The organism is Gammaproteobacteria bacterium (genome assembly GCA_024235095.1).
GTDB lineage: Bacteria > Pseudomonadota > Gammaproteobacteria > Competibacterales > Competibacteraceae > UBA2383.
Genome location: JACKNC010000001.1, coordinates 1,310,505 through 1,336,266, shown reverse-complemented (window position 1 = coordinate 1,336,266; position 25,762 = coordinate 1,310,505). Strand labels below are relative to the sequence as shown.

Annotated in this window: 22 protein-coding genes; 19 read left to right on the top strand and 3 right to left on the bottom strand. The window is 54.7% G+C overall.

The window, feature by feature from the left end:
* Positions 1 to 8 precede the first annotated feature (8 nt).
* The 10 genes from H6973_05975 to flgL are packed head-to-tail and all read left to right on the top strand — an operon-like array spanning position 9 to position 11,434.
* A complete protein-coding gene (locus H6973_05975) occupies positions 9 to 944 on the top strand; it encodes a PD-(D/E)XK nuclease family transposase (GenBank protein MCP5125185.1) in 936 nt (311 codons plus the stop codon).
* 24 nt (positions 945 to 968) lie between these two features.
* Entirely contained in the window at positions 969 to 1,745 is a 777-nt protein-coding gene (locus H6973_05970; GenBank protein MCP5125184.1) for a flagellar hook basal-body protein, read from the top strand.
* 25 nt (positions 1,746 to 1,770) lie between these two features.
* Positions 1,771 to 2,517 carry a flagellar basal-body rod protein FlgF gene (gene flgF / locus H6973_05965; protein MCP5125183.1) on the top strand — a complete coding sequence of 249 codons (747 nt, stop codon included), beginning with the start codon at positions 1,771 to 1,773 and terminating at the stop codon, positions 2,515 to 2,517.
* Between the two features lie 10 nt (positions 2,518 to 2,527).
* Positions 2,528 to 3,313 (top strand): flagellar basal-body rod protein FlgG, encoded by a 786-nt coding sequence (gene flgG / locus H6973_05960; GenBank protein MCP5125182.1) that lies wholly within the window; start codon positions 2,528 to 2,530, stop codon positions 3,311 to 3,313.
* 9 nt (positions 3,314 to 3,322) lie between these two features.
* Positions 3,323 to 4,015 carry a flagellar basal body L-ring protein FlgH gene (locus tag H6973_05955; protein MCP5125181.1) on the top strand — a complete coding sequence of 231 codons (693 nt, stop codon included), beginning with the start codon at positions 3,323 to 3,325 and terminating at the stop codon, positions 4,013 to 4,015.
* Between the two features lie 49 nt (positions 4,016 to 4,064).
* Positions 4,065 to 5,240, top strand: a complete 1,176-nt coding sequence (locus H6973_05950; GenBank protein MCP5125180.1) for a flagellar basal body P-ring protein FlgI — start codon at positions 4,065 to 4,067, stop codon at positions 5,238 to 5,240.
* A 9-nt stretch (positions 5,241 to 5,249) separates the two neighbouring features.
* Complete coding sequence (locus tag H6973_05945; protein MCP5125179.1) at positions 5,250 to 6,038, top strand: SPOR domain-containing protein; 789 nt, start codon at positions 5,250 to 5,252, stop codon at positions 6,036 to 6,038.
* 24 nt (positions 6,039 to 6,062) lie between these two features.
* Positions 6,063 to 7,073 carry a flagellar assembly peptidoglycan hydrolase FlgJ gene (gene flgJ, locus H6973_05940; GenBank protein ID MCP5125178.1) on the top strand — a complete coding sequence of 337 codons (1,011 nt, stop codon included), beginning with the start codon at positions 6,063 to 6,065 and terminating at the stop codon, positions 7,071 to 7,073.
* Between the two features lie 32 nt (positions 7,074 to 7,105).
* Positions 7,106 to 10,171 (top strand): flagellar hook-associated protein FlgK, encoded by a 3,066-nt coding sequence (gene flgK / locus H6973_05935; protein ID MCP5125177.1) that lies wholly within the window; start codon positions 7,106 to 7,108, stop codon positions 10,169 to 10,171.
* Positions 10,172 to 10,177: 6 nt separating this feature from the next.
* Complete coding sequence (flgL, locus tag H6973_05930; protein MCP5125176.1) at positions 10,178 to 11,434, top strand: flagellar hook-associated protein FlgL; 1,257 nt, start codon at positions 10,178 to 10,180, stop codon at positions 11,432 to 11,434.
* Positions 11,435 to 11,505: 71 nt separating this feature from the next.
* Here the strand turns inward: flgL and H6973_05925 are convergent, their stop codons facing one another.
* Positions 11,506 to 12,396 (bottom strand): DDE-type integrase/transposase/recombinase, encoded by an 891-nt coding sequence (locus H6973_05925; protein MCP5125175.1) that lies wholly within the window; start codon positions 12,394 to 12,396, stop codon positions 11,506 to 11,508.
* Between the two features lie 135 nt (positions 12,397 to 12,531).
* On the opposite strand from H6973_05925, the gene H6973_05920 reads away from it, so the two are divergent.
* From H6973_05920 to H6973_05885, 8 genes are all read left to right on the top strand, one after another.
* A complete protein-coding gene (locus tag H6973_05920; protein ID MCP5125174.1) occupies positions 12,532 to 12,828 on the top strand; it encodes a type II toxin-antitoxin system RelE/ParE family toxin in 297 nt (98 codons plus the stop codon).
* A 17-nt stretch (positions 12,829 to 12,845) separates the two neighbouring features.
* On the top strand, positions 12,846 to 13,964 hold the full coding sequence (locus H6973_05915; GenBank protein MCP5125173.1) for a HigA family addiction module antidote protein: 1,119 nt from the start codon (positions 12,846 to 12,848) through the stop codon (positions 13,962 to 13,964).
* A gap of 11 nt (positions 13,965 to 13,975) precedes the next feature.
* Positions 13,976 to 14,455: a hypothetical protein gene (locus H6973_05910; GenBank protein MCP5125172.1), complete on the top strand. Its 480-nt coding sequence runs from the start codon at positions 13,976 to 13,978 to the stop codon at positions 14,453 to 14,455.
* 378 nt (positions 14,456 to 14,833) lie between these two features.
* Positions 14,834 to 15,076 carry an exodeoxyribonuclease VII small subunit gene (locus H6973_05905; protein ID MCP5125171.1) on the top strand — a complete coding sequence of 81 codons (243 nt, stop codon included), beginning with the start codon at positions 14,834 to 14,836 and terminating at the stop codon, positions 15,074 to 15,076.
* A 4-nt stretch (positions 15,077 to 15,080) separates the two neighbouring features.
* On the top strand, positions 15,081 to 15,968 hold the full coding sequence (gene ispA / locus H6973_05900) for a (2E,6E)-farnesyl diphosphate synthase (GenBank protein ID MCP5125170.1): 888 nt from the start codon (positions 15,081 to 15,083) through the stop codon (positions 15,966 to 15,968).
* Positions 15,969 to 16,055: 87 nt separating this feature from the next.
* Entirely contained in the window at positions 16,056 to 17,930 is a 1,875-nt protein-coding gene (gene dxs / locus H6973_05895) for a 1-deoxy-D-xylulose-5-phosphate synthase (GenBank protein MCP5125169.1), read from the top strand.
* A 121-nt stretch (positions 17,931 to 18,051) separates the two neighbouring features.
* Positions 18,052 to 18,882 carry a GTP cyclohydrolase I FolE2 gene (locus H6973_05890; protein MCP5125168.1) on the top strand — a complete coding sequence of 277 codons (831 nt, stop codon included), beginning with the start codon at positions 18,052 to 18,054 and terminating at the stop codon, positions 18,880 to 18,882.
* A 40-nt stretch (positions 18,883 to 18,922) separates the two neighbouring features.
* Positions 18,923 to 22,228, top strand: a complete 3,306-nt coding sequence (locus H6973_05885) for a TerD family protein (GenBank protein MCP5125167.1) — start codon at positions 18,923 to 18,925, stop codon at positions 22,226 to 22,228.
* 258 nt (positions 22,229 to 22,486) lie between these two features.
* Here H6973_05885 and H6973_05880 read toward each other — a convergent pair whose 3' ends face one another.
* Positions 22,487 to 23,317, bottom strand: a complete 831-nt coding sequence (locus H6973_05880) for a helix-turn-helix domain-containing protein (protein MCP5125166.1) — start codon at positions 23,315 to 23,317, stop codon at positions 22,487 to 22,489.
* Positions 23,318 to 23,543: 226 nt separating this feature from the next.
* On the opposite strand from H6973_05880, the gene H6973_05875 reads away from it, so the two are divergent.
* Positions 23,544 to 24,908 carry a transposase gene (locus H6973_05875; GenBank protein MCP5125165.1) on the top strand — a complete coding sequence of 455 codons (1,365 nt, stop codon included), beginning with the start codon at positions 23,544 to 23,546 and terminating at the stop codon, positions 24,906 to 24,908.
* Positions 24,909 to 24,986: 78 nt separating this feature from the next.
* On the opposite strand, the gene H6973_05870 is transcribed toward H6973_05875, so the two are convergent.
* Positions 24,987 to 25,217 (bottom strand): hypothetical protein, encoded by a 231-nt coding sequence (locus tag H6973_05870; GenBank protein ID MCP5125164.1) that lies wholly within the window; start codon positions 25,215 to 25,217, stop codon positions 24,987 to 24,989.
* Positions 25,218 to 25,762 lie beyond the last annotated feature (545 nt).

Sequence of the window (25,762 nt, the reverse complement as noted above, 5' to 3'; positions counted from 1 at the left end):
AAAACATGATGCGCTTTCTCGACGTCAAAACCGATTATGCTTTCAAACGAGTATTTGGAAGCGGACAAAGCGTACCGATTTTACGCAGCTTTCTGAACGCCGTCCTGGAATATCCCCCGGATCGCGACATTGTGGATTTAACGATTGTCGATCCCTATCAAATTCCCCTGATCAAAGGAATGAAAGACACCTACGTCGATGTCAAAGCCGTGCTGCGCGATGGGCGACGGGTGATCATCGAAATGCAGGTATTGAATGTTGAAGGTTTTGAAAAACGGATTCTCTACAACGCCGCGAAGACCTATTCTCAGGAACTGCAAAAAGGTGAAGATTATACCCTGCTAAATCCTGTCATTGCTTTGACGTTAACCGATTTCACCCTTTTCAAAGATAATGAGGACCTGATCAATCGCTTCAAATTACTCGAAAAGAAGAGCTTTATTGAATACAACGACGATATCGAACTGGTATTTATCGAACTACCTAAATTTAAAAAAACAGAAGCGCAACTTACCGATATTAAAGATCAATGGCTGTACTTTATCAAAAACGCCGGTTCATTAGCGGCAGTGCCCGCAAGCATGGACAGTGACCCAGTTTTCCGTCAAGCCTTTGACATTGCTAATACTGCTAATCTCAGCCAAGAGGAATTGGAAGCGCAGGACAAGCGCCATGACTTTATCATCTTGCAACGCGGCGCGCTGAAATTGGCGGAGAAAACAGGACTACAACAAGGCATTCAACAAGGCATTCAACAAGGCATTCAACAAGGCATTCAACAAGGCATTCAACAAGGCATTCAACAAGGCATTCAACAAGGCATTCAACAAGAAAAAATACGCATGGCTCAAGAAATGATATCTGGCGGCATGGATCTGGCACAGGTATCACATATTACCGGGCTAAGCGAAACTGAATTGCAGCAATCCAACACCACGACTTGAAACTTAACCACGAGGACTTAAACTATGGCCGCATCATCCATGTACACTGGCTTATCTGGCCTCCAGGCAGCCAATACCGATTTAGCCACCACTTCCCACAACATCGCCAATGCTGGCACAACTGGTTTTAAAAACGGTCGCACTGAATTCGGCGACTTGGTTGATAGTAATGCAACCCTTGGTGGCGGCTTGGGGGTAAAGACGCAAGCGGTCAACCAACAATTCAATCAGGGCGGCATCATGACGACGAGCAATGTCCTGGATTTAGCGATTACAGGCAATGGTTTTTTTGAGGTCAGAGTACCTGGAGCTGCTACTTCGACCTATACCCGAGCTGGCAGTTTCCATCTCGACGCTGCGGGTAACGTAGTCAACAATATTGGTCAGCAACTCTACAGTAATGGTGCTGCAGTAACAATTACTGCAACTAGCACTCCACCACACATAAGCAGCATTATTATTGATAAAGATGGAACAATTACTGCCAAAGATGCTGTTGGCGGAGTAGCAACAATAACTGGTAGCCCTCTGAATTTAGCTACTTTTCCAAATCCACAGGGCCTCAAGGCAATCAGCGACACTCAGTGGGAGGCTACTCCAGAGTCTGGCACCGTTGCATTCGCAGCACCGGGTACCGGCGGTAATGGCAACCTTATGTCCGGCGCACTGGAAACCTCTAACGTCGACCTGACCGAGCAACTGGTCAACATGATCCTGGCTCAGCGCAACTTCCAGGCGAATTCCAAGACAATCACCGTCAACAATACCCTCACCGAGACCATTACCCAAATAATCCGTTAGGGTTAAAGCAGTCAGGACCTGAACCATGGACCGCATGCTTTATGTTGCGATGACCGGCGCACAGCAAACGCTGCGAACGCAAGAGATCATCAGCCACAACCTGGCGAATGTCAGCACCGTCGGCTTCCGCAAAGATCTGGAAGATTTCCGCAGCATGCCGGTTTTCAGCACCGACGGAATGCCCACCCGGGTGTATGCCATGACCGAACGGCCTGGCATCGATTTAACCCAGGCCAAGATCATGACCACCGGGCGCGATCTGGACATTGCCGTGCAAGGCGAAGGCTGGATCGCCATCCAGGCTCCCGACGGCGAAGAAGCCTACACCCGCGCCGGCGATCTGCAAATCGATGTCAACGGTCAGCTCACTACTTCAACCGGTCATCCCGTGCTCGGCGTCGCCGGCCCTATCGCCATTCCCCCCGCCGAGAAAATCGACATCGGCGAGGACGGCACCATCAGCGTCCGGCCCAAAGGCGAAGCCGCCACCGAAATCGCGGTTGTAGGCCGCATCCGACTGGTCAAGCCCACCGCCGAAAACCCCTTGTACAAGGACAAATACGGCTTCATGCGCACCAAGGACGGCGCCGCTGCCCCACCCGATGCCACGGTCAAGCTGGTCACCGGTGCGCTGGAAGGCAGCAACGTCAACCCTGCCGACATGCTGGTTAGCATGATCGAGGCATCCCGAAAATTCGAGATGCAAATCAAGATGATGAACTCAGCGCAAGAAAACGCCCAATCGGCGGATCAACTACTGAAGCTGGAATAGGAGCACGCTCATGACTGCTGCACTCTGGGTCGGCAAGACTGGCCTCGACGCCCAACAAACCCGCATCTCGGTCGTCGCCAACAACCTGGCGAACGTCAGCACCACCGGCTTCAAGCGCAGTCGCGCCCAGTTTGAAGACCTGCTGTATCAGAACGTCCGCCAGGTCGGCGGCCAAACCACGGAAAATACGGAACTGCCCTCTGGACTCATGCTCGGCACCGGCGTCCGCGTGGTGTCTACCGCCAAAAGTTTCACGCAGGGCAACGTGATCCAGACCGGCAACAACCTGGACCTCGCCATCAATGGCCGGGGCTTTTTTCAAATTCTGCTCCCCGACGGCAACATCGCCTACACCCGTGACGGCTCCTTCCAAGTCAACGCCGATGGGCAGATCGTCACCTCCAGCGGCTTCGAACTGCAACCGGCCATCACCATCCCGCCCAATACGCTCAGCGTCACCGTCGGCAAGGATGGCGTGGTCAGCGCTCTGACTGCGGGCCAAACCCAACCGGCTAACCTGGGCACGATCCAGACTGTGGATTTTATCAATCCAGCGGGTTTGCAAGCGGTTGGCGAAAACCTGTTCCTGGAATCCGGTGCCAGCGGCGCACCCCAGGCTGATAATCCCGGTAACAACGGCCTCGGCTATCTCATGCAGGGCGCGCTGGAAACTTCCAATGTCAATGTCGTCGAGGAAATGGTGGACATGATCGAAACCCAGCGCGCTTATGAAATGAACGCTAAAGTCATCTCCGCCACCGATCAGATGCTGCAATATGTTAATAATCAACTGTAGGTGATTGCTATGAATAAGCCCGCCACCCTCGTTTCCCTCTGCCTGCTGTCGGGGTGCAGCGGTCTAGCCCCGCAATACGACTTCAAACCGGTCACCCCACATGTCATGGATGTCAACGATCCGGCACGGCCTGGCCCACCGGCTACCGGCGCAATCTATCAGGCCAACCGGGATATGCGACTGTTCGAGGATCGCACCGCCAAGCGCGTTGGCGACACCGTGGTGATTCGGCTGGTCGAAAGCACCGCCGCCACCAAATCGGCGACTACTGGCGTCAGCAAATCGACGGATGTCCAACTCGAAAATCCGATTTTCTTCGGCGCGTCCTTCGGCAATCCCGACCTCGCCGCCGCCAACAACAACTTCGCCACCACCATTGCCGGCGAACGCGCCATGGGTGGCGAAGGCGCCAGCGATCAGAGCAACAGCCTGACTGGCAATATTTCGGCGGTCGTGACGGGGGTTTATCCCAACGGCAACCTGGCTATTCGCGGCGAGAAAATGCTAACGCTGAATCAGGGTGAAGAGGTCGTGCAAATTTCCGGAGTCATCCGCCCCGACGACATCCGCACCGATAATTCGGTGCTGTCCAGCCAGGTCGCCGACGCCAAAATCACCTACGCCGGCAATGGCGTACTGGCGGACGCCAATACCGTCGGCTGGCTGGGCCGGTTCTTCCTCAGCCCGATCTTTCCGTTTTGAAGGCTGAAAAGAAAGGCTAAATGCAGTTCCTCAAACCGAGGTAAAATCCATGTTCCGCTTACTTTCGCTATTCTTGCTCCTGTTCAGCCTGGGAACCCAGCATGTCTGGGCTGACGACAAGGAAAATCTGAATGAAGACGCCGGTAATCCGTCCACCTTGGCGGCCCGAAACATGGGAGCCAATCGCATCAAGGATCTGGCCGATGTCGCCGGCGTTCGCAGTAACCAACTGATTGGTTATGGCTTGGTCGTTGGTCTCAATGGCACGGGCGACCAGACCACACAAACCCCGTTTACCGTCAAAAGCCTGAAAAGCATGTTGGCTAACCTTGGCGTCATTATTCCGCCAGAAGTCAATTTGCAACTGAAAAACGTCGCCGCCGTCTCCGTTCAGGCCGATTTGCCGCCATTCGCCAAACCGGGGCAAACTATCGATGTCACCGTCTCTTCCATTGGCAACGCCAAGAGTCTGAAAGGCGGCAGTCTGTTAATGACTCCCTTGAAAGGCGCAGATGGCGCGGTCTACGCAATGGCTCAGGGTAATGTATCCGTTGGCGGCATCAGCGCGGCTGCCGCCGGTTCCAGCGTGACCGTGGGCGTCCCCAGCGTCGGGCGCATTCCCAACGGGGCCAGCGTTGAGCGTCAAGTCCCTGGCAAATTTGGCGGGCGCGACGACGATCCTATCGTATTAAATCTTCGTCAAGCTGATTTCACCACCGCCCAACGTATGGTTGCCGCGATCAACCAGGCGCTCGGCGGCCAGGCGGCTAAAGCGATTGACGCCTCCTCCGTCGAGGTGCTTGGCCCTGCCGATCCCAATCAGCGAGTCAGCTTGATTGCCATCCTGGAAAACATTGAAGTGGTCCCCGCCCAAGGCGCAGCCAAAGTGATCGTCAACTCACGCACCGGTACTGTAGTCATTGGCCAGAATGTTCAGGTCGGCCCCGCTGCGATTTCCCACGGTAATATGACCGTCACCATCACTTCTGACCCCATTGTCAGTCAGCCAGGCCCCTTCTCCGGTGGACGAACTGCTGTGGTTCCCAATGCCAATATCGCTGTCAACCAGGAAAAGAAACCGATGTTCCTGTTCAACCCCGGCGTCGCGCTGGACGACATCGTAAAGGCCGTCAACCAAGTGGGCGCATCCCCCACCGATCTGATCGCCATCCTGGAGGCGCTGAAGGCGGCAGGCGCTCTCAAAGCCGAACTGATTGTTATTTGAGTACGCATCATGGACAGTCTCTCGTGGAAACCTCTCGCGCTATTAAGCGGCATCCTGGTCGTTGCCATCGGCTTGCAGGCTGGTTCGATCAACATGATGATCAACCTGAGCCAACCGGATGAACCCGCCGCTAAAACGGCCAGCGCCGATCATGCCCCACCCGTCGCGCATTCCGCGAAACCCGAGGTTCCGGTCACCGATCCCCCGCATTTGGCCAGTGTGACTCACCAGACGGAGCCGGCGCATTCCCCGGAAGCCCACGCGATGGAGACCAGTCCGGCGGTCGAGAGCCATTCCCCGCCAGTGGTTGATGCGCCGCCAATGCCCTCCATGCCAAGATCCAATATTCCGCCGCCGATTGAGCTGGATCCAGAACCGTCTGCGGAAACCCACACCGAAGCCCCTCACGGTGCGCCCCCGACCGCATCGCTGGAAGCAGCAACTCTGACCTCCAGAATTCCACCGCCGATTGAACCGGAATCGACGACGCCGGCCGGTAACCTGCTGGAACCAAACTGGCTGGAAGGGCGCGATCCCGACCATTACACCGTGCAGCTCTATAGCGGCAAGGATCTGGACAAACTCCGGGAAATTGCGGGATCCGATTCCGTTACCACCGATGGACCGAAAGCTTACTTCACTTCGCCGAGCCGGTCCGGACCCTGGTATTCGCTGGTCGTTGGCGACTACCCGGATTTTGCCGCCGCGCAGAAGATGGCCACGGAAATCGCCGCCCGCTCCGGTTCGATTAAACCCTGGATTCGCCGCTTCAGCGAGATTCAGGCTCGAATGCGCTGATAGGGCGAAGAAGGAGGCATCATTATGGTCAACGCCACCGACTCGGCTTTTGTTTACACGGACTTGCAAGGCTTATCCGATCTGCGGCGCAAGGCGCAGCAGAAGTCGCCTGAAGCGCTCCGTGAAGCCGCTAAACAGTTTGAAGCGGTGTTCATCCAGATGATGCTCAAGAGCATGCGCGACGCCAGTCCGGGCGATGACGGACTGATGGACAGCGACCAGACCAAGTTCTACCGTGACATGTTCGACCAGCAATTGGCGCTGAGCTTAGCGCAACAGGGCAAAATGGGATTGAGCGACGCCCTGGTTCGGCAATTGGGCGGCGAAGCCGATTCTCCAACTCCGCCGACTTCACCGACCACGATTGGCGATCCGCTAGCGACGCTGCGCCAGGTGCAGCGCATTCGCTCCAGCGTCAGAATGCCGTCACCCGCGCCCCTGCCAAAACCGACGCCTTTTGTAGCGACGGCTAAAGCGGCCAATGATCCTTACCCGGTTGATGACGCGCCCTACGAACCGACTTCGCCAGTCGCTTTTGTCCGCCGGATGTGGCCGCACGCCCAGGATGCCGCACGCCAGTTGGGCGTTGCCCCGGAAGTGTTGATCGCCCAGGCGGCGCACGAGACCGGCTGGGGCAAATCGGTGCCGAGTTTTGCTGATGGCCGCACCAGTTACAACTTGTTTGGCATCAAGGCCCACCGGGGTTGGGACGGCGAGCGGGTGGTCAATTCTACATTTGAGTTCGTCAACGGTGTGGCGGTGCGCCAAAAGGACGGGTTCCGCGCCTATTCGTCGTATAGCGAAAGTTTCAGCGACTACGTGAATTTCCTGCAAGTCAATCCGCGGTATCAGAATGCTTTGGAACAGGTAGACGATGGCGCGGCTTATCTGAATGCCCTGCAACAAGCGGGTTACGCCACCGATCCCCGGTATGCGCGAAAAATCCTGGGTTTGATGAATGGCCCCTCATTTGACGAAGCGCTGGAAACGCTCAAGTCCGCTGACGCGGGGCCGATAATGAAGGAGAAGAGTTAGATTTAATCCGGAGGCCCGCAAGGGAACACATTATGGTCGATATTCTGAATACTGCGATTCGCGGGTTGATGGCCTTCCGCGCCGGCATGGCGACAACCGGCCATAACGTCGCCAACGTCAACACGCCCTACTTCAGCCGGCAACGGGTGGAGCTGGGCGCGACGACGCCTGAGAAACAGTCTTATGGCTACATGGGCACAGGCGTCAATGTCGAAAGCGTGACCCGCGCCTATGATGATTTTGTCATGAAACAGTTGCGTGGCCATACTAGCGGCGTCAGTCAGTATGAAGAACTGAATGACCTGACCAACCAACTCAGCGCTCTGCTCGGCGACACTGACGTGGGTCTGACGCCTGATCTGGAAGCCTTCTTCGGTTCACTACAGGATTTGGCCGACTCTCCAACCTCCATCACTGCCCGGCAGGTGTTTCTCGACGAGGGCGAAACCCTGACCAATCGCATTCAGGACATCGACGACGCACTGAACAGTCTGCGCGATTCCATCGATACAAGCATTACCAATACTGTCGCCACGATCAACGATTACAGTCAGGGAATTGCTGAAGTCAATCGGGCTGTAGCCCAAGCGGCGGATTCCGACACCAATCCGCCTAATGATTTGCTGGACCGCCGGGACAAGTTGCTGGTGGATTTATCCAAACTGGCGGGTATTCAGGTAGTCGCCGAGGAAAATGGCGCTCTGAATGTTTTTCTGAGCAATGGCCAACCGTTGGTAGTCGGTATAAACACGCAGAAACTGGTCGCGGTACAGTCCGGGTTTGACCCAGGGGAAGTCACCGTGCGCCTGGAAGGCCAGGCGGAGGGTAGCGACCTGGAGCGCTATATCACCAGCGGCGAACTGGGCGCTTACTTTGAATTCCGTCGCACCATTCTCAATCCGGCGCAAGATGGGTTAGGCTTGCTGGCGATGGGTCTGGCCGAGACCTTTAACGAACAGCATCAACAGGGCATGGACCTCGATGGCAACCTGGGCGAAGCGCTGTTTAACGTCGGCGCACCCCGCGTGCTATCCCATACGACCAATAACGACGACAATCCAGCGATTTTCTCGGCGGCGCTGAATAACACCAAAGAGCGCTACGAACTCAGCTTCAGCGCCGCCAGTAATTACACTCTGACGCGCCTCTCGGATGGCGTCATCGTCGCCAGCAATTTTACCCTGACTAATCCCTTGACGGTCGATGGCGTCACCGTTGAGTTGAGTTCAGGGGCCACCGTCACTGACGGTGACCGCTTCCTGCTGCAACCCACCGCGCACGGCGCAACAGCCACTTCATACAATGGTAACAACGCCGGCAGTGACGTCGTATTCCAAGCCAAGGCGCTACCGGTGGCGGATAGCAGCAATCTGGCTCGCTCCGACTACGAAATTCTCACATCCGGCGTCGCCAGCCGCGCCACGTTGACCAATGCAGGAAACGCGACGATTTCGACGCCGACCATCGCTGATCTGGATGACGAGAATCTGACGAATACGGTCAGAATCCGGTTCACCAACGCGACAACCTACGATGTGATTGACGATACCCGGGGGGTCACCCTGGCAAGCGGTCAGGCGTATACCTCGGGCGCGACGATTCCCGCGACAGGCGATTACAACGGCTGGAATGCTGCGATTACTGATGGAACCAGCCCAATACAAGCCGGGGACACTTTTATCATCAGCGCCGGCTATACGGTCAAGCGACTCTCGGACAGCCAGGAGCTTTTAAGCAGTGGCGATCTGACAGCGCTTAACGATGTGATGCGCGACGAAGGGTTGCACTTAGCCCTGCGCGGCGGTCCCGCTCAATATGGAGACCGTTTTCTGGTTCAGCCGACCCGGCTCGGCTCAGCGAATTTCGAAATGGCGCTGGCCGATCCGCGCAAGGTCGCTGTCGCCGCGCCAATTACGACGACCGCCACGGCGACTAATTTAGGATCGGGGGTTATCTCCGCCGGTAACGTCATCGACAGCAGCAGAATGGAACTGCAAAACCGGGTCGAGATCCGCTTCACCAGCGACCACACCTTCAACGTATTCGACCTGGATACCGACGCGATTCTGGATAAGGGTGTCGTCTTTCCGCCGCTGGTCGCCCAAGCCGACGCGGATAATTCAGGAACCGCCGGCATTACCGCGCCAGCAATCGTCGACTATGAAGCCGAAAGGTTGAGAAATACCATCGAAATTCGCTTTCTCAGCGCTACCCAGTATGAGATTGTCGATGTCACCACCGGCGACACACTGACCCCAGCCGGCGGTTCGCCGTATACTTCCGGTAATGCGATTGACCTGAATGCGTTGGATTCTCGCTATGGCTCGACCTTCCAAATCAGCGGCGCACCGGTCGCTGGTGACCGATTCGAGATTAAAAGTACTACCAGCAACGCGATCTCTTACAATGGATGGGAAGTGAACATTACCGGCGAACCGCATGGGGATATTATCGCCAGTCCTGGCTCGGAGAATACTGGAACTGGAACTATTGAGAAACCATTAATTACGGATTATCAAGCAGATAATCTAACCCATACCGTCAAGATTCGCTTCACCAGCGCCACGGCCTACGATCTGCTGGATATGACTGACAATGGTGTCACCATCAGCGCCGGCAACATTTATACCCCGCCAGGCGGGGCTGGCCTTGGCACGGTAACCCCCCCTGCTGGTTACGGCTGGACGGTCGATATTAACAACGACCCACAAGCAGGCGACGAATTCATCGTTCAAAACGATGGCGACACCTTTCAAATTAAAAGCAACCAGGGCGGCATCGGCGACAATCGCAATGCTCTGGAACTGGTCAAGTTGGAAACCACGCCGCAATTACTCGACGGCAATGACTTCCGGGGCGTCTATGCCCAAATGATCGCTGAGGTCGGCGCTCAGGGCCGACGGGTTGAAAATACCCTGCAATCCCAGGAAGCGCTGCTCCAACAATCAGAATTATCCCGAGAATCGATCTCCGGGGTCAGCCTGGACGAAGAAGCCGCTAATCTGGTTCGTTTCCAGCAAGCCTATCAGGCTGCAGCCCAAGTAATTCAGACCTCTAACTCCATGTTCACCAGCCTGCTCGAAGCGGTTAAGGGCTAAACGATCATGCGCATCTCAACTCATTGGATTTATCAGCGCGGCGTCAAGCCGATCACGGACCATTTGTCGAAACTGGGCCGAGTGCAGGAAGAAATTAGCAGCGGTCAAAAGATTCTCAAACCGGCGGATGATCCGAATAACAGCGCTCGCCTGATGGAATTGCACAAGCAGGTACAGCTGAATGAACAATATGGGCGGAATATCATCATTGCAAATAGTCGCCTGGCGGCAGAGGAAACCGCAGTGCGGGAAAGCGGCAACCTTTTGCAGCGGGTGCGAGAATTGACGATCCAGGCGAATAATGCAGCGCTGAATGATGAAAACCGTGAAATCATCGCCACAGAAATCGGTGAACTGCGCAGTCAATTACTGGATATCGCCAATACCCGGGATGGGGATGGCGCGTATGTATTTGCCGGTTTCCTTGAACAAACCATCCCCTTTACTGTGAGCGATGGCGAGGTGGTTTACAATGGCGACCAGGGACAACGCTGGCTGCAAGTTGGCCCATCCCGACAAGTCGCGGTTGGCGATCACGGTGAAGGCGTCTTTATGAACATTCGTAAAGGCAATGAACAACTGCTAACCAAAGCGAATGTCAGAAATACCGGAAATGCCGAGATTAACGATGGCAGCATCATTGACCCGACAGAGTTCCAGAACAACTTTCTGGGCCATGAATATCGCATTGAATTTAATAACGACGGTAGCAACATCACTTTCGATATTATCGAAGTTACCAATGGCGTTGATAATCCTACCCCGTTACTAAGTAATCAAAGCTATGTGTCCGGGCAACCCATCAATTTCCGTGGAATGCAAGTTGTGATTAGCCATCCAGGCACTGATCCAGAGGATATGCCTCAAGATGGCGATGAATTTACGGTCAAGGCGGCGCAAGACCTGAGTATCTTTCAAGTGTTGGATAATCTGGTTACGACACTGGAAACACCCTCACAGACATCCGTTGAAGATGCAATCATGACGGAGGCGCTCGCTAATGCGCTGAATGACATCGATCAGTCCATGCGAAACCTGAACTTGGTGCAGGGCCGGATCGGCAGTCGAATGAACGCGCTGGATGCTCAGGATGACGTCAATCAAAACTTTAACCTGCAGCTGAAAACCCTACAATCCGACATCGGCGCGGTGGATTATGCCGATGCCGCAACCCGGTTAAACGAAGAACTGCTCGCCCTGCAAGCTTCGCAACAGTCATTTGCCAAGATTCAAGGTTTGTCATTGTTTGATTATCTGCGGTAATTGCTCGATTGCCTCGAACTGATTTTTATACAGCATCCTCCCAATCCCCCGTCGCTAGCGCCGGTAGTGTCTCAGTTTGAAATTTCAGAAACCTGATTTCGTTTCTTGTAGGGGCCGCGTGGTTTGGCGACAGGTTCAGGAACCAAGCCCGCGATTTCCTCGAGTGACCAAACGTGATCGGAAATACCCGCTTCCATTGCCGGAGTTACCCGCAAGGTTTTATGGATACGCGCAAAATTGTAATGCATGAAATGCAGGGAAACGGCGTGTTCAAGGTTTTCAATCTTTTTGCTAAACCCGTTGGTAAGCCGGGTAAAGCGCCGCATTCCCATACGCATGGTGAGATTCTGGCGTTCAACATAGCTGGTTGATACCGCGCTAAGCTCCGGGTTGCCGACAACAGGGCGTTTTTCGGCCTTCACGAAGCTTGCGGGGCTATATCTTTGCTGGTCTTGTTTCCCTTGACCTTCGTAAATCTTCACCAGCATGGCGTAGTCAATCGCGCCACCAAAGACCTTTTCTACCGCGCCAAGATAAGGACCATGCCCGTCTGTGGTGAGTTGAATCCTTCCATGAAGGCGGGAAGCCAGATCAGCAATGAAGGCTTCCGCATACTCTTGACCGCGATGCCCAACTAACCAGGAAAGCGCCAATTTGGTGTCAGCGTCGATAGCCGTCCAAGTGTAAACGTCGCCATACCCCAGTTCGCCCTTGTGTTCTGGAGCCACGTTCTTTTCTTTGGCATAGCAGAACGACCAGATTTCATCACACTGAACGCGCTGGCTGTTGATGTTATGAACGACCTCATCATGGTAAGCCAAGCAGGCGCTACCCGCATCGACCAGCAGCTTCGTCACTGTGTTGATGCTTACATCGGCAATACGTGAAGTGGCGCGCATCGAGTTACCTTCCACCAATAGATTCAGAATTTGCGCTTGGTCTTTCAGAGAGAGCTTGTTCATGCTTGCTTAATCGCTCAAGTATTAAATTCAGTATGAATATTATGCTTGACCGGACAAGATAAATCAAGTTATAAATTTACACTAAGTGTAAAAGTGGTATTGACGATAATTGAATAACCAGATATTCTATATTCGATGGAAATTGAATACGAAGACATATCGTTGCATCGGCTAGAAACAGACGCCTCCTTTGATAAGGGGCTGGCCCACAGTATCGTGCGTAAATTCCGAATGCGAATTCAATTTATTAGGGCAGCTATAGACGAGCGAGCATTCTATGCAATGAAATCGCTACATTTTGAAAAATTAATAGGAGATCGATCAAATCAATACTCTATGCGCTTAAATGATCAATGGAGATTAATCATAAAATTTAAAAAAACAGCCTCAAAAACTGTGGTTGTGATTGTAGAAATCTTAGATTACCACTAATATTTGAGGAGATAACTATGAATATAATGGCAGAGACTTTTGCTCCTGGAGAATTCTTGCGTGAGGAGATAGAGACTCGTGGATGGACGCAAATCGAACTAGCAGAAATTATTGGACGACCAACTAGGTTGGTCAATGAAATAATTTCCGGGAAAAGAGCGATTACACCAGAGACAGCTATTCAGCTTGGCGATGCGCTTGGCACAGGGCCAGAGCTTTGGATGAACTTAGAGAGCCAATATCAGCTTTCCAAAGTCACTGTGAAAAACAATTTAATTGCAAGACGGTCTTTTTTGTATACGCGATTCCCAGTTCGGGAAATGATCAAGCGAAAGTGGGTTGATGGCAGTGAAAATATTGAAGTTCTTGAGCAACAGTTCAGACAGTTCTTTGGTATTTCTTCCATTGATTCTGATCCATCCTTCCTACACGCTGCTAAGAAATCATCTGCTTATAGTGAAGCAACAATGCAACAAATGGCTTGGTTATTTAGAGCCAAGGCCGTTGCTGCGGAGTGTGTCTTAAAAAGATACAAAACGGAATATCTTAGAAATGCACTATCTAAGATCAGTGCATTATTGGTATCCCCAGAAGAAGCTAGGCACGCTGTACGTATCTTAGCTGAATGCGGAGTTAGGCTCATATTTATTGAACATTTATCTGGATCAAAGATAGATGGCGCTTGCTTCTGGTTAAGCGACTATCAGCCAGTGATTGCAATGTCTTTGCGCCTTGACCGCATTGATAACTTTTGGTTTGTTCTTCGTCATGAAATTGAGCATGTACTCCAAGGTCATGGTAGAGAACTGGAATTTATTCTAGATCAAGATTTGGAGGGGGGGGTGATAGATAAACAGATTGAAACCGAAGAACAGCTTGCTAACCAGGCTGCCGCTGATTTTTGCGTGCCAAAAAATGAGCTAGATGATTTTATATCTAGAGTAACCCCCTACTTCAGTGAGCAACGGGTATGTTTATTCGCGCAAAGACTTGGCATCCATCCAGGCTTAGTTGTCGGTCAGCTACAGAGGAAGCTAAACAGATACGATTTTCTACGTAAACATCAAGTTAAAATTCGAGATATCGTGATTAAGTCTGCCCCTGTTGATGGATGGGGTTTCATAGAGAAATTTTGAGAGGTTTAGTTATGTCGGCGTACTTAAATCAAATAAAGGACTATATAGAACGTTACAAGCGTGAAGTTCGAGATGATGGGTTAATTGAACCACATGAGTTAGCTAAATGGGCCTACCGTAATGGATTACATAAGCCGAATATCAAAACTGTAATCGACGCAATTGCTGCTGACATCGCGCAAGTGTTTCGTGAGGAATACCGTACTGATAGATTCGGCAGGCGCTATCGAGCTAAGCATGCAATTACTAAGAGGAAAGGGAATAAAACACTGGCATTATGGGCCGACCTTGATGACCAAAATGCTCCACATGAACATTTTCAAAAATCATTTTCTCAGCGCCGCCAACAAATTGTAGGCGATTGTTATCAGTTAAAAACTGATATTGACGTTTACAACGATAGACGTAGCTCAAATGAACCAATTCAGGTTGTATTAGATTTCACGCGAGACGTTGAAGAATTGCAGCTTCCGTTTAAGAAGGCTAGCTAGAAACTTTTCTTCCATCGTGTGTTCGCGGCAAGTCTAGCAATCTCCTTTCGTTTCTCTGGCGTAAGCTTCTCGGCTCGCGCCTTTCCTCCCTTCTTTCCGCCAAGACGCCCAAGCGCCACCGCCGCCGGATTCTTGTCCGACTGTTCCGAGTCCTTGGTCTCCTCGCCCGTCGCTTGATCGACAATCGACTTGGCAAGTTGGTTGAGGTCGAGCCGACCTCTGCTTGAGCGTTTAGGCATAGTAGGGCAGTATGCTTAGGCTCCCGCCGACCGTCAAGATGCTAAATTTCAAACTGAGACACTACCCTAGCGCCTCCCAAATTGACCGTTTGCCCATCAAGAGGTAACTTACTCGTTCACCCCAAGCGGATGGGCAGGCATGTCAGCCAAAAAATCTCCCCACCTTCCTTTCGAAACCGCCCTAGCGGAACTGGAAAAACTGGTTGGTCAACTCGAGCAGGGCGAATTGAGCCTTGAGGAAACCTTGCAACGTTTCGAGCAGGGCGTCGGTCTGGTGAAAAACTGTCAGATTACCCTGCAACGCGCCGAGCAGAAAGTTGAACAGGTACTGGAGCGGCACGGACGGCTGGAAACCGCGCCCTTCGTCGAAACCGTGGATTAACGCGATGGCGGCGGAACTCATCAAAATTTGTCAAACCCGCGCTGATCAAGCGCTTGATCAGCGGCTGCCCGCCGCGGAACTGCATCCCAACGACTTGCATCAAGCCATGCGCTACGCAGTGTTGGGCGGTGGCAAACGCATTCGACCGGTGCTGGTCTACCTGGCGGGTCATGCTGTAGATGCCTCCCCAGATATGCTCGATGGCCCAGCCTGCGCCGTGGAATTCATTCACGCCTATTCGTTAATCCATGACGACCTACCCGCCATGGACAACGACGACCTGCGCCACGGTCAACCGACTTGTCACAAGGCGTTTGGCGAAGCGCTGGCGATTCTGGCCGGCGACGCCCTGCAAGCGCTGGCCTTCCAGGTATTGGCTCAGGACCCAGCGATGATCCCAGACCCGGCGATTCGTTTACGGATGCAGAGCGTATTGGCGCAAGCCGCTGGTTCCCGGGGCATGGCCGGCGGTCAGGCCATCGATCTGGCCGCTACGGGTCGGGAATTGTCACTGGCCGAACTGGAAAACATGCACATCCATAAAACCGGGGCGCTGATTCGCGCCAGCGTGCTCATGGGCGCGCTCAGCCAGCCCGCAGTCGACGCTACGGATCTGGAACGACTGGACCGCTACGCCAAATGCATTGGCCTGGCGTTTCAAATCCAGGACGATATTCTGGATGTCACCGGCGATCCCGCGACCCTGGGCAAAACCACCGGCGCGGATCGGGTGCTGAATAAACCGACCTATCCCGCATTGCTGGGGCTGGAAGGCGCACATGAACATGCTCAAATGCTGTACGAGGAGGCGCTGGCCAGTCTAGGACCGTTGGACGACAAAGCGGATCCCTTGCGCTGGATCGCCGCCTACATCGTCGAACGCGCCTATTGAACCCTTAAATGCCTGCTGCCCGTTCATCATCTCATGTCGTCTAGCTATCCCCTGACGATACCGCTTACCGACCCGGACCTGGTTACGATGCCCGCCACTGGACCTGCTTTTTCGCTGCTGGAACAAATTGATACTCCTTCTGATTTGCGCAGCTTGCCGGAAACGCGCTTGCCAGCGCTGGCTGGGGAATTGCGCGAATTCCTGATCCAGACCGTGGCGCGCACTGGCGGACATTTCGCCGCCAATCTGGGAACGGTTGAGCTAACCATCGCTCTGCACTATGTCTTCGACACCCCGGAAGATCGACTGGTCTGGGATGTCGGCCATCAAACCTACCCACATAAAATCCTGACTGGGCGTCGTCAGCAGATGCAGACCCTGCGGCGCAAGAATGGCATCGCCGGTTTTCCCAAACGCTGCGAGAGTCCCTACGATACTTTCGGGGTCGGTCATTCCAGCACTTCGCTCAGCGCCGCCCTGGGCATGGCCATCGCCGCCGAATGGGCGGGCAGCGACCGCAAAATTGTCGCCATCATCGGCGATGGAGCGATGACCGCCGGTATGGCTTTCGAGGCGCTGAATCACGCCGGTCATCTCAAGAGCGATTTGCTGGTGGTGTTGAACGATAACGAAATGTCGATTTCACCGAATGTCGGCGCGCTGTCGACCCATTTAACCAAGCTGCTGTCCGGCCAGTTGTTCTCGACGGTGCGCGAAGGTGGTAAGAAGGTGCTCAGTCATGTGCCGCCGGTGCTGGAAGTCGCGCGTCGCGCCGAGGAACACGTCAAGGGACTGTTCGCGCCGGAGGGGACGTTGTTCGAGGAACTGGGTTTCCACTACTTCGGTCCGGTAGATGGGCATGACCTGCTAACACTGGTCTCTACCTTGCGCAATCTGCGGGCGCTCAAGGGGCCGCGCCTGCTGCATGTCGTCACCCGCAAAGGCAAGGGCTATCCCCGGGCCGAGGAAGAACCGGTCGATTACCACGGGGTCGGCGTTTTTGATCCGGCGTGCGGTTTGCAACCGGCCAAGCCGAGTGGACCGACTTATACTCAGGTATTTGGCGACTGGTTGTGCGATATGGCTGCTCAGGACGAACGGTTGATCGGCATCACCCCCGCCATGCGTGAAGGCTCGGGACTGGTGGAATTTTCCGAACGCTTCCCGGATCGCTATTTCGACGTCGCCATCGCTGAGCAACACGCGGTGACCCTGGCCGCCGGGTTAGCCTGCGAGGGACTCAAACCGGTGGTGGCGATTTACTCGACTTTTCTGCAACGCGCTTATGATCAATTGATTCACGACGTGGCGTTGCAAAATCTGCCGGTGCTGTTCGCCATCGACCGCGCCGGGTTAGTCGGACCGGATGGACCCACCCACGCCGGCAGCTTCGATTACAGTTATTTGCGCTGCATTCCCAACCTTGTGGTGATGGCTCCAGCGGATGAGAACGAGTGCCGACAGATGCTCTATACCGGTTTTCAACTGAACCAGCCAGCAACGGTGCGCTATCCACGCGGCAAGGGGCCGGGCGTGGTTCCCGAGCCGGAGATGCGCGCGTTGCCCATCGGCCAGGGCGAGATTCGACGCCGAGGTCAGGACCTGGCGTTGTTGGCGTTCGGCGACCAGGTTGCGGTAGCCGAAGCTGTGGCGGAACGCCTCAATGCCACCGTGGTCAATATGCGCTTCGTTAAACCGTTGGATGAGACGCTGATCGTACAAATGGCAGCTGAGCATCGCGCATTGGTCACGCTGGAGGATAACGCCATCGCCGGCGGCGCGGGCAGCGCGGTCAGCGAATGTTTGGCGCAGCGCGGCCTCTCGATTCCGATACTGCACCTCGGGCTACCGGATCGCTTTGTTGAACAGGGCGAGCGGGCGGAATTGCTGGTTGAATGCGGTTTGGACGTCGATGGCGTACTGCGACAACTGGCTGATTGGCGCGCATTGTCCAATAGTTGAGCGCGATCATCGGGAATTAACGATCCAATTCATTATCCAATGGGGATGTCAGCATCCGAACTCCTAACCCTTAACTCCTACCGAGGATTGCATGAAGCCATTGATCATGAGTTCCGCCGCCATGTCCACGGTGATCTCCATTCCTGACGTGCAGAACAGCGCCGACACGCGCCGCTTGGCGATCAACAAGGTAGGGATCAAAGACATCCGTCATCCGGTTCGGGTGCGTGACCGCAATGGTGGTGAGCAACACACCATCGCGATGTTCAACATGTATGTGAACCTGCCGCATAACTTCAAGGGCACCCACATGTCGCGGTTCGTGGAAATCCTGAATGTGCCGGGCCGCGAGATTTCTGTAGATTCCTTCAAGGACATGCTGGCGGAGATGACCGAGCGTTTAGAGGCCGAATCCGGACATATCGAGATGACGTTCACCTACTTCGTCAACAAGGCGGCGCCGATTTCCGGCGTGGAGAGCCTGATGGATTACGAGGTGACATTCATCGGCGAAATCAGCGACGGGCAGCCCACGATGAATCTCAAGGTCGTTGTGCCGGTGACCAGCCTGTGTCCCTGCTCGAAAAAAATTTCCCGCTATGGCGCGCATAATCAGCGCTCCCACGTTACGATCAACGCCCGACTGAAAGGCGACGGCTTTCTGTGGATCGAAGACCTGATCGACCTGGCCGAAAAAGAGGCGTCCTGCGAATTGTATGGATTGCTCAAGCGACCAGATGAAAAATATGTGACTGAGCGAGCTTACGAAAATCCTAAATTCGTCGAGGATATGGTGCGCGATATTGCCGCCCGGTTGAATCAGGACGATCGTGTAGCAGCCTACGCGGTGGAATCGGAAAACTTTGAGTCGATTCACAACCATTCGGCCTACGCCATGATCGAGCGTGACAAGGAAACCGAGGCGCGAATCTTGTCGCCGGTAGCTGATTAGGCCGATTAAGAAAAAGATCACTATCTGGAGGGACCCCGCCTTGCTGACATTCCAGGCTGGTCAAAATCTGTCCCTGAGCCAACAGAATCCCGGTATTCAACTCGTTGAACTCAACCTGAGCTGGGCGCCCGACGACGGTCCCTGGGCGCTGGATTCCAGCGCCTTTGCCTTGACGGATGAAGGCAAGGTGCGCAGTGACGGAGATTTCATCTTTTACAACCAGCCAGCGCTGGCCGACGGCGGGATTACCCTGGAAAACCAGGGTCAGCGGTTCGCGATACGTCTTGCTGATTTACCCGCCGTGATTGCCCGGATTGCGATTGCCGTGACGCTGGACGCTGCGGACGACCAATCCATGTCAATTCTGCGTCACGTCCGCCTGGAATTGCGCGATGGCGAGAGCGGAACCGGCATTGCCAGCTTTACGCTGGAAACGGCAGGCATGACCGAGAAGGCGATCATTCTGGGTGAATTGTATCGTCGACGTTCGGAGTGGAAATTCCGGGCAGTTGGTCAGGGCTTTGCCGGCGGGCTGGCAGCATTGGCGCGGCATTTTGGCGTGGAGGTGAGCGAAGAACCGCTCTATCAACCGGTTGCCGAGGCGGCTCCTGAACCGGTTGAACCGGCGGCTCCCCCGCCCGAGGAGAGAGAGTCTACTGAATCAGCGATGCCGCCCCAGCTCAACCCTCCCCCATCCAGAGAGAGAGAGTTTTCTACGCCGCCCACTGCTCCCGCAGCCTCCAGCGATCAACTGAGCACCCGGTGCCGCGAATTGGAGCAGGTCGGCGCCGGATTTCTCAATTGGCTCGCTGAGCATCCCGAGCGCGTAGGGCAGGAAAAAGCCGGTCTGACCAAGGAATTTCGCCGTCTGGTCGCGCAAGCCAAGCGACTCAACCAGGCGGTGCAACGCCCCATGTGCGCCGGCGTGTTTGGCCCCAGCCAGTCCGGCAAGTCCTATCTGATTTCCGCTCTAGCCCGCAAGGGTAATGCGCCATTATTGGCCGATTTCGCCGGTCAGAAAATCGACTTTATCCGCGATCTCAACCCCGAGGGCGGGCGCGAGTCGACCGGATTAGTGACCCGCTTCACCTTGCAAACCGTCCCCGGCGCAACGCCAGCCGCTCCGGTGCAAATGCGCCTGCTGACCCAGACCGATCTGGTTAAGATGCTCGGCAACGCCTACTACGCCGACTGCGATCACAGCGACGATGAGCCGTTAAACCAGACCCGGTTGAATGAATTGCTGACCGGACTGGTTTCGGTGGCGCAGGCTTCGCCAGTGGACCCGCTGAGCGCTGAAGATGTGTTCGATCTGCAAGCCTATTTCGAACGCTATTTCAAGGGTCAGGAGCGGGTGCGTCTGCTGCGGCACGGCTATTGGGAACAAGCGGCGCAACTGGCGCCCCGGCTGCGAATTCAGGAGCGCGCCCGCCTGTTCGGCATTATCTGGGGCGAAGTCGACGCCTTCAGCCAGCTTTATATTCGCCTGTATAACGGCTTGCAGGGCCTTAACTTCGCTACCGACGCTCAGGCCGGGCTGGAGGCGCTCATTCCCCGCGAGCAAAGCATCATTGATGTGCAAACGCTCAAAAGTCTGGGAACCGGCGGCGGCGGAACGTTGAGTCTGCTTGGAACCAATGGCGCGCGAGTGACGCTGCCTCGTAGCGAAGTCGCGGCGTTGATCGCCGAACTGCGCATCGTGATCAGCGAACAGCCCTGGGATTTCTTTCAGCACACCGACCTGCTGGACTTTCCCGGTGCGCGCTCCCGCGAACAGATCAAGGATCTACCAGGTTTTCTGGAAAGCAATGACGCCCTGCAAAGCCTGTTTCTGCGCGGCAAGGTGGCCTACCTGTTTGAACGCTATTGCGCTGAACAGGAATTGACCAGCATGTTGCTGTGCATTGGTCCGAGTAATCAGGAAGTCAAGACGCTGCCAGAAATGGTCTATGACTGGGTAGTGAGCACCCACGGCGCGACCCCGGAACAGCGCACGCAGCAACCGACCGCGCTGTTCCTGGTGTTGACCAAATTCGATATGGAGTTCGAGGAAAAAGCCGGCGAGCGCTCCCCGGAAGGCCGCTGGACCACCCGTCTGGAAAGCTCCCTGCTCAACTTCTTCGGCAAACAACACGAATGGCCGCGCCAATGGGATATCCAGGGCTGTTTCCGTAACAGCTACTGGCTGCGTAATCCCAATTTCAAAGCCAAACATATGTTTGACTATGACGAGAGCGGTCGTGAAACCGAGGTTCGTCGTGGCGAGAAAAACCGCATCGAGATGTTCCGCACGGCTTTTCTTCGGGATCAAAACGCCAATCGCCACTTCCGCAATCCGGTTAAAGCCTGGGATGCCGGTCTCATGCTTAACGATGGCGGCGTTACTTATCTGGCGCAAAATCTGCGCCCGCTGTGCAACCCTGAACTCAAGCGTCAGCAATTGACTGGGCAAACCCAACAGCTGCGTGAGCAGATGGCCGAGCGCATCGACCATTACCATGTCAGTGACAATCCGGAACAGGAATTGGAGAAGCGGCTGGAAGCAGCGCGACAAGTCGCGGCCCGGCTGATCGACTGCGCTGGTGAGCAGCGTTTCGGGGAATTGCTGCGTTCACTGCAAACGGATAGCGATGATCTGGAAAGCATCTACTACCGGATTGAAACCCGGTTACCCGATGAGGAGCAGAGCGTAAGCGCGCCGACCATCGGCACGGCGGTGGATACCCGAAAGATGAAAGCGTTGCTGGGACTCGCCGGTTCCACTGACGCCAAGGCGGAAGAAGAAACCCGCAAGGATGACGCCGCGCTATTCGCCCGCGAGGCTGTAACCGAATGGATGCGGGATTTACAGGATTTGAGCGGCGACAAGTCGCGTTGCGACTATTACCGGATGCCCGAGGCGTTAATGGCCGAGTTCGTCAAGGAATTGATCAGCGGCGCGCAACGTATGAAGCTGGAAGAACGGATTGTGGCGCAAACCCGGCAAGTGACTGGATTTCGCATGAAATTTGAGCAGATTGTGACCCTCCCGGCCCGGCTCACGGCCAACTTGTTGAATCGCTATGTGGATTTTCTGGGCTATGACGCGCTGGAACTGGACAAGCGGCCTCTACTGCCGCTGGAAAGCGGTCCACGACCGGTATTTCCGCCACGCGCCGTGCCGTGCGGTGGTCCGCAACTTAGCGAACGGCAGTCGACGTATGACCAGGATTACTACACCGACTGGATTCGCGCCTATCTCGATCTGGTGGAACGCAACGCCCGGTTCCACGACGGCGCGGAAGTCGATCTGGCAGCTAACCGAAATTTGGGCGAATTGTTGACGCGGTTACGTTCGGCGGCTTGATCTATATCTATCCACTTTATTGATAAGCGGAGCGCTTCGCGCTCCGCTTATCGGGGCGCGAGCCGAGCTTCGCTCGACGCGAGTTGCAGGCGTCGCGCTGCGCGCTCCGCCTATCAACTCGCTGGAGCGGTAATCGGCCTAATCACCTGCAAGCGCCTATGCGCTCTCCGGTATTAGACCGATTCCGCTCAGCTCGCGCCCCGATAGGCAGGCAGCGCTTGTCAGATCTGGCAGATATAAAATTTTTGGTAGTGTCCCTCAACTGCTGTGGTGAATCTGGGCGAAGTCGGGAAACACCTGTTCGAGTTTCGGTAGTTGATCGATGACTTCAGCGGGGACACGATAGGATAACAATTCTGCGGTGGTCCAGACATGATCGGTCATGCCAGCCGCCATCGCGGGCGTACCGGGGGACCATCGACGCAGGGTTCCGTGTCCGCGCGTCGGTTCGGGCGATACGAGCGGTTGTCGCAAGCTGCGGTGGGGTAACACCAAATGATAGTAGGCTAATGAAACCCATAATTGTTTCTCAAACCATTTGAGATTTTTAGAAAATCTGATCGTACGCCGAGTCAGACGCTGGTTGCTTTGTCGTTGGGTCAGGTTATCGCGCTCCACAAAACTGGTATTGATCCCCCCGCTAACGGGGGAAGTTTGCACGTAGGCCGCCACGGTCTGGGTATCGCCAAACACCACATGGGTCTTCACTTTCACGACCCGACCCTGCTGGCGGATTTTGATGACTTGGGCATACTGCATCTCGGGCAGCGGTCGGCGCCGGGGTTTGGGCTGAGGACCTCGCGAACCGCGACGCACCGGTTGATACCATTCCCCATAGGTCATCAACAGCGCTTTTTCATACTCGGGCCATTGATCACTGGTAAAAAAAGGGATATGTAGATCAGTCACTTGTCGAACGCGTGCCAGCAATTGATCCGCATAAGTTTGGGTCCGTTTGCCGATCACAAACGCCAATACCAACCGCCATTCCGGCGCAAAAGCGAGCCAGACCCACGCATCGCCATACGTTTCATGATAACTTTTGGTGCCCGGCAGATTCGCTTGTTTGGTATGCACAAAACTCCACAATTCATCGAGTTGACACTCTTGTACATGTACTCCTCAGTCGTAAGTTCTCTCCCTGAAAAGCCTTGACGGCCGCTCCTCAAGAGCAGCATGAATTCCCCTCAGCGGTCCGCGCCTGAACAACCCGGTCGCCCGAGGAGAATCCATGCTGATTTATGTATACCATGCTTGAGAAAGTTTTCGCAGCGCCTTTGCGCGGCAGCGCAGTTGGCTGCTGTTCTGCGCGGTGGTGTTGAGCTTTCTCGCCGCCCCGGAAATGATCGGGGTGACGTCAATGTGCCGGTTCTGGCAGGGGAATGAAGCGGTCTATCACCGGTTTCTGCATTTCTGTCGCTCCAAAGCTTATGATCTAGAGACCCTGTTGGCGACGTGGCAGGGTTATGTGTGGCGTCAGGCCGTCGCCGTCCAGGTGGCCGGGCGGGCTGTCTTGTTGGGTGATCATACGCTGGTGGTCAAGGATGGGGGGCGTATGCCAGGCGTCGTGTCGTTACATGACGCTTCAGAAACCCAGCACAAGCCATCGTACTTCCGCGGGCACTGCTGGGGCGCGATCGGGGTGGTGGTTGGCGCACTCGATGCTTGTTTTTGTTTGCCTTTAGCCCTGCGCATGCATCAAGGCTTTTGCCATTTAGGTCAGGTGGAACCGACTTCACCCCAAAGGGGCGCGGACCCGAGCCTGCCCGAGCGGGTGGTGCAGATGGCCCTGACGTTGACCATCGATCAGGATGGCCCCGCATTTTTAGTCTTGGATGCCTTTTTCTCGATCGCGGGGGTCTTTCGCTTGGCCCAATCCGTTTATTCCATCGCCTTGAAGCAACCGTATTTGGTGATCGTGGCCCGGGCCAAGAAAAATTACGTCGCCTATTTTCCGGCGACCCCGAAGCCGGCCGGCCGGCCCGGACCACAACCCCGTTATGGCGAGAAAGTCCATCTGATAGAAGTTTTTGATTATCCACAAGGTTTTGACGAGGTCGAGTGTTGCGTCTATGGCCAGCGGGAACGGGTGCGGTTGATGAGCGTCCCCTTACTCTGGAAGCCCCTCGGCGACGCCCTCCTGTTCATCTTCGCGATCACCTCGCGCGGCCCTTTGGTCCTCATGTGCTCCGATCTGAGCCTCTCACCCATCACCGCGTTGGAACTCTATTGTGTCCGCACCCGCATCGAAATTCTGTTCGCGGTATTAAAGCAGCTCCTGGGCGCTTTTTGTTTTCACTTCTGGACTTCACACCTACCACGCCATGCCCGCCGTCCGACCCGGAATCGGTCGCTCAAGGCCCCGGTGATTGAGCGTCAGCCCACGGTCGCCGCCTGTTGGCAAGCCTATGAAGTCTTCGTCTTCTGCGCCGTGGTCGCCCAAGGCTTGTTGCAGCTGATCGCTCTGCGCTTTGGCCCTGAAGTCTGGCAACAACATCGGTTCTATCTGCGCACCCGTTCCCGCGACCTGCCCTCGGAGAAAACAGTCCGGCAAGTCCTCGCTCCTCAGGTGATCAAACCACTTCTCGATCTCCCACCAAACAGTCTCATCGCGCAGATCCGACACGCTTTCCAAGGTACCACGGAGGAGGAACCGGCCGACCCGCCTTCGATCGTCTGAATCCTTGCTCAAATCACTCGGTTAAATAATGTATTCTTGGCTGATTAACCTTCAGTCAGGGGCGGTCTTGTTCGACGATTAGACCGAGAACTTACGACTGAGGAGTACATGTAAATCATGCCACAGATAGAGCATCACCCGCCGACACTGGCGCGCCGCCCGGTCCAACCAGGCACACACCGTATCTTTGTCCGTCAGGACAATCCGGGCGGTCGCCCGCAGCGAAGTCCCCTCCGCCAGTGCGCGTACCGCCAATTCGAAAACGGCGGGTTCAGCATCCAAACCACAATAGGCCGTTCCATAACTCAAGACGACATGTCTCCCGCACGCTCGGCAGAGCGCTCTTGGATGACCACGGCTACTCCCATCTTTGATCAACTGTCCTGTTTTAAAGGGCTTTCCATAGTGACGGCAGTTCCGGTTTGGGCAATACAACGACTCCCACTCCATGCTGATCTCCCCGCTGAGTACCATAGCTCAGAGGCGGATGCCCCAGCATGATCAAAGTAGCATCTAGGTTCACCACAGCAGTTGAGGGACACTACCGAAGATTGAACGACGAAGTAATTCCAGAAATACATCAGACGCGCATTCTGACCATTGCATATTATGTTTTCTGTTTTAAATATATTACATAATTGTCTTTCCAGATGGAAACCGGACAAATTCTGGAACAATGCTCTGTTTCTGCTCCCGATGTCTAAAACCTCTATAAATTATGTGAGTTTGCAAGAGGCCCCCTCGAATCAATTTCGGCATAATCTCCGACGGATTCCTGATGGTAAAATTTACACGCCCTTCGACGCAGATTTTCATTGAAAATATGTCAATTGTTTGATTTTTAATTAATTATA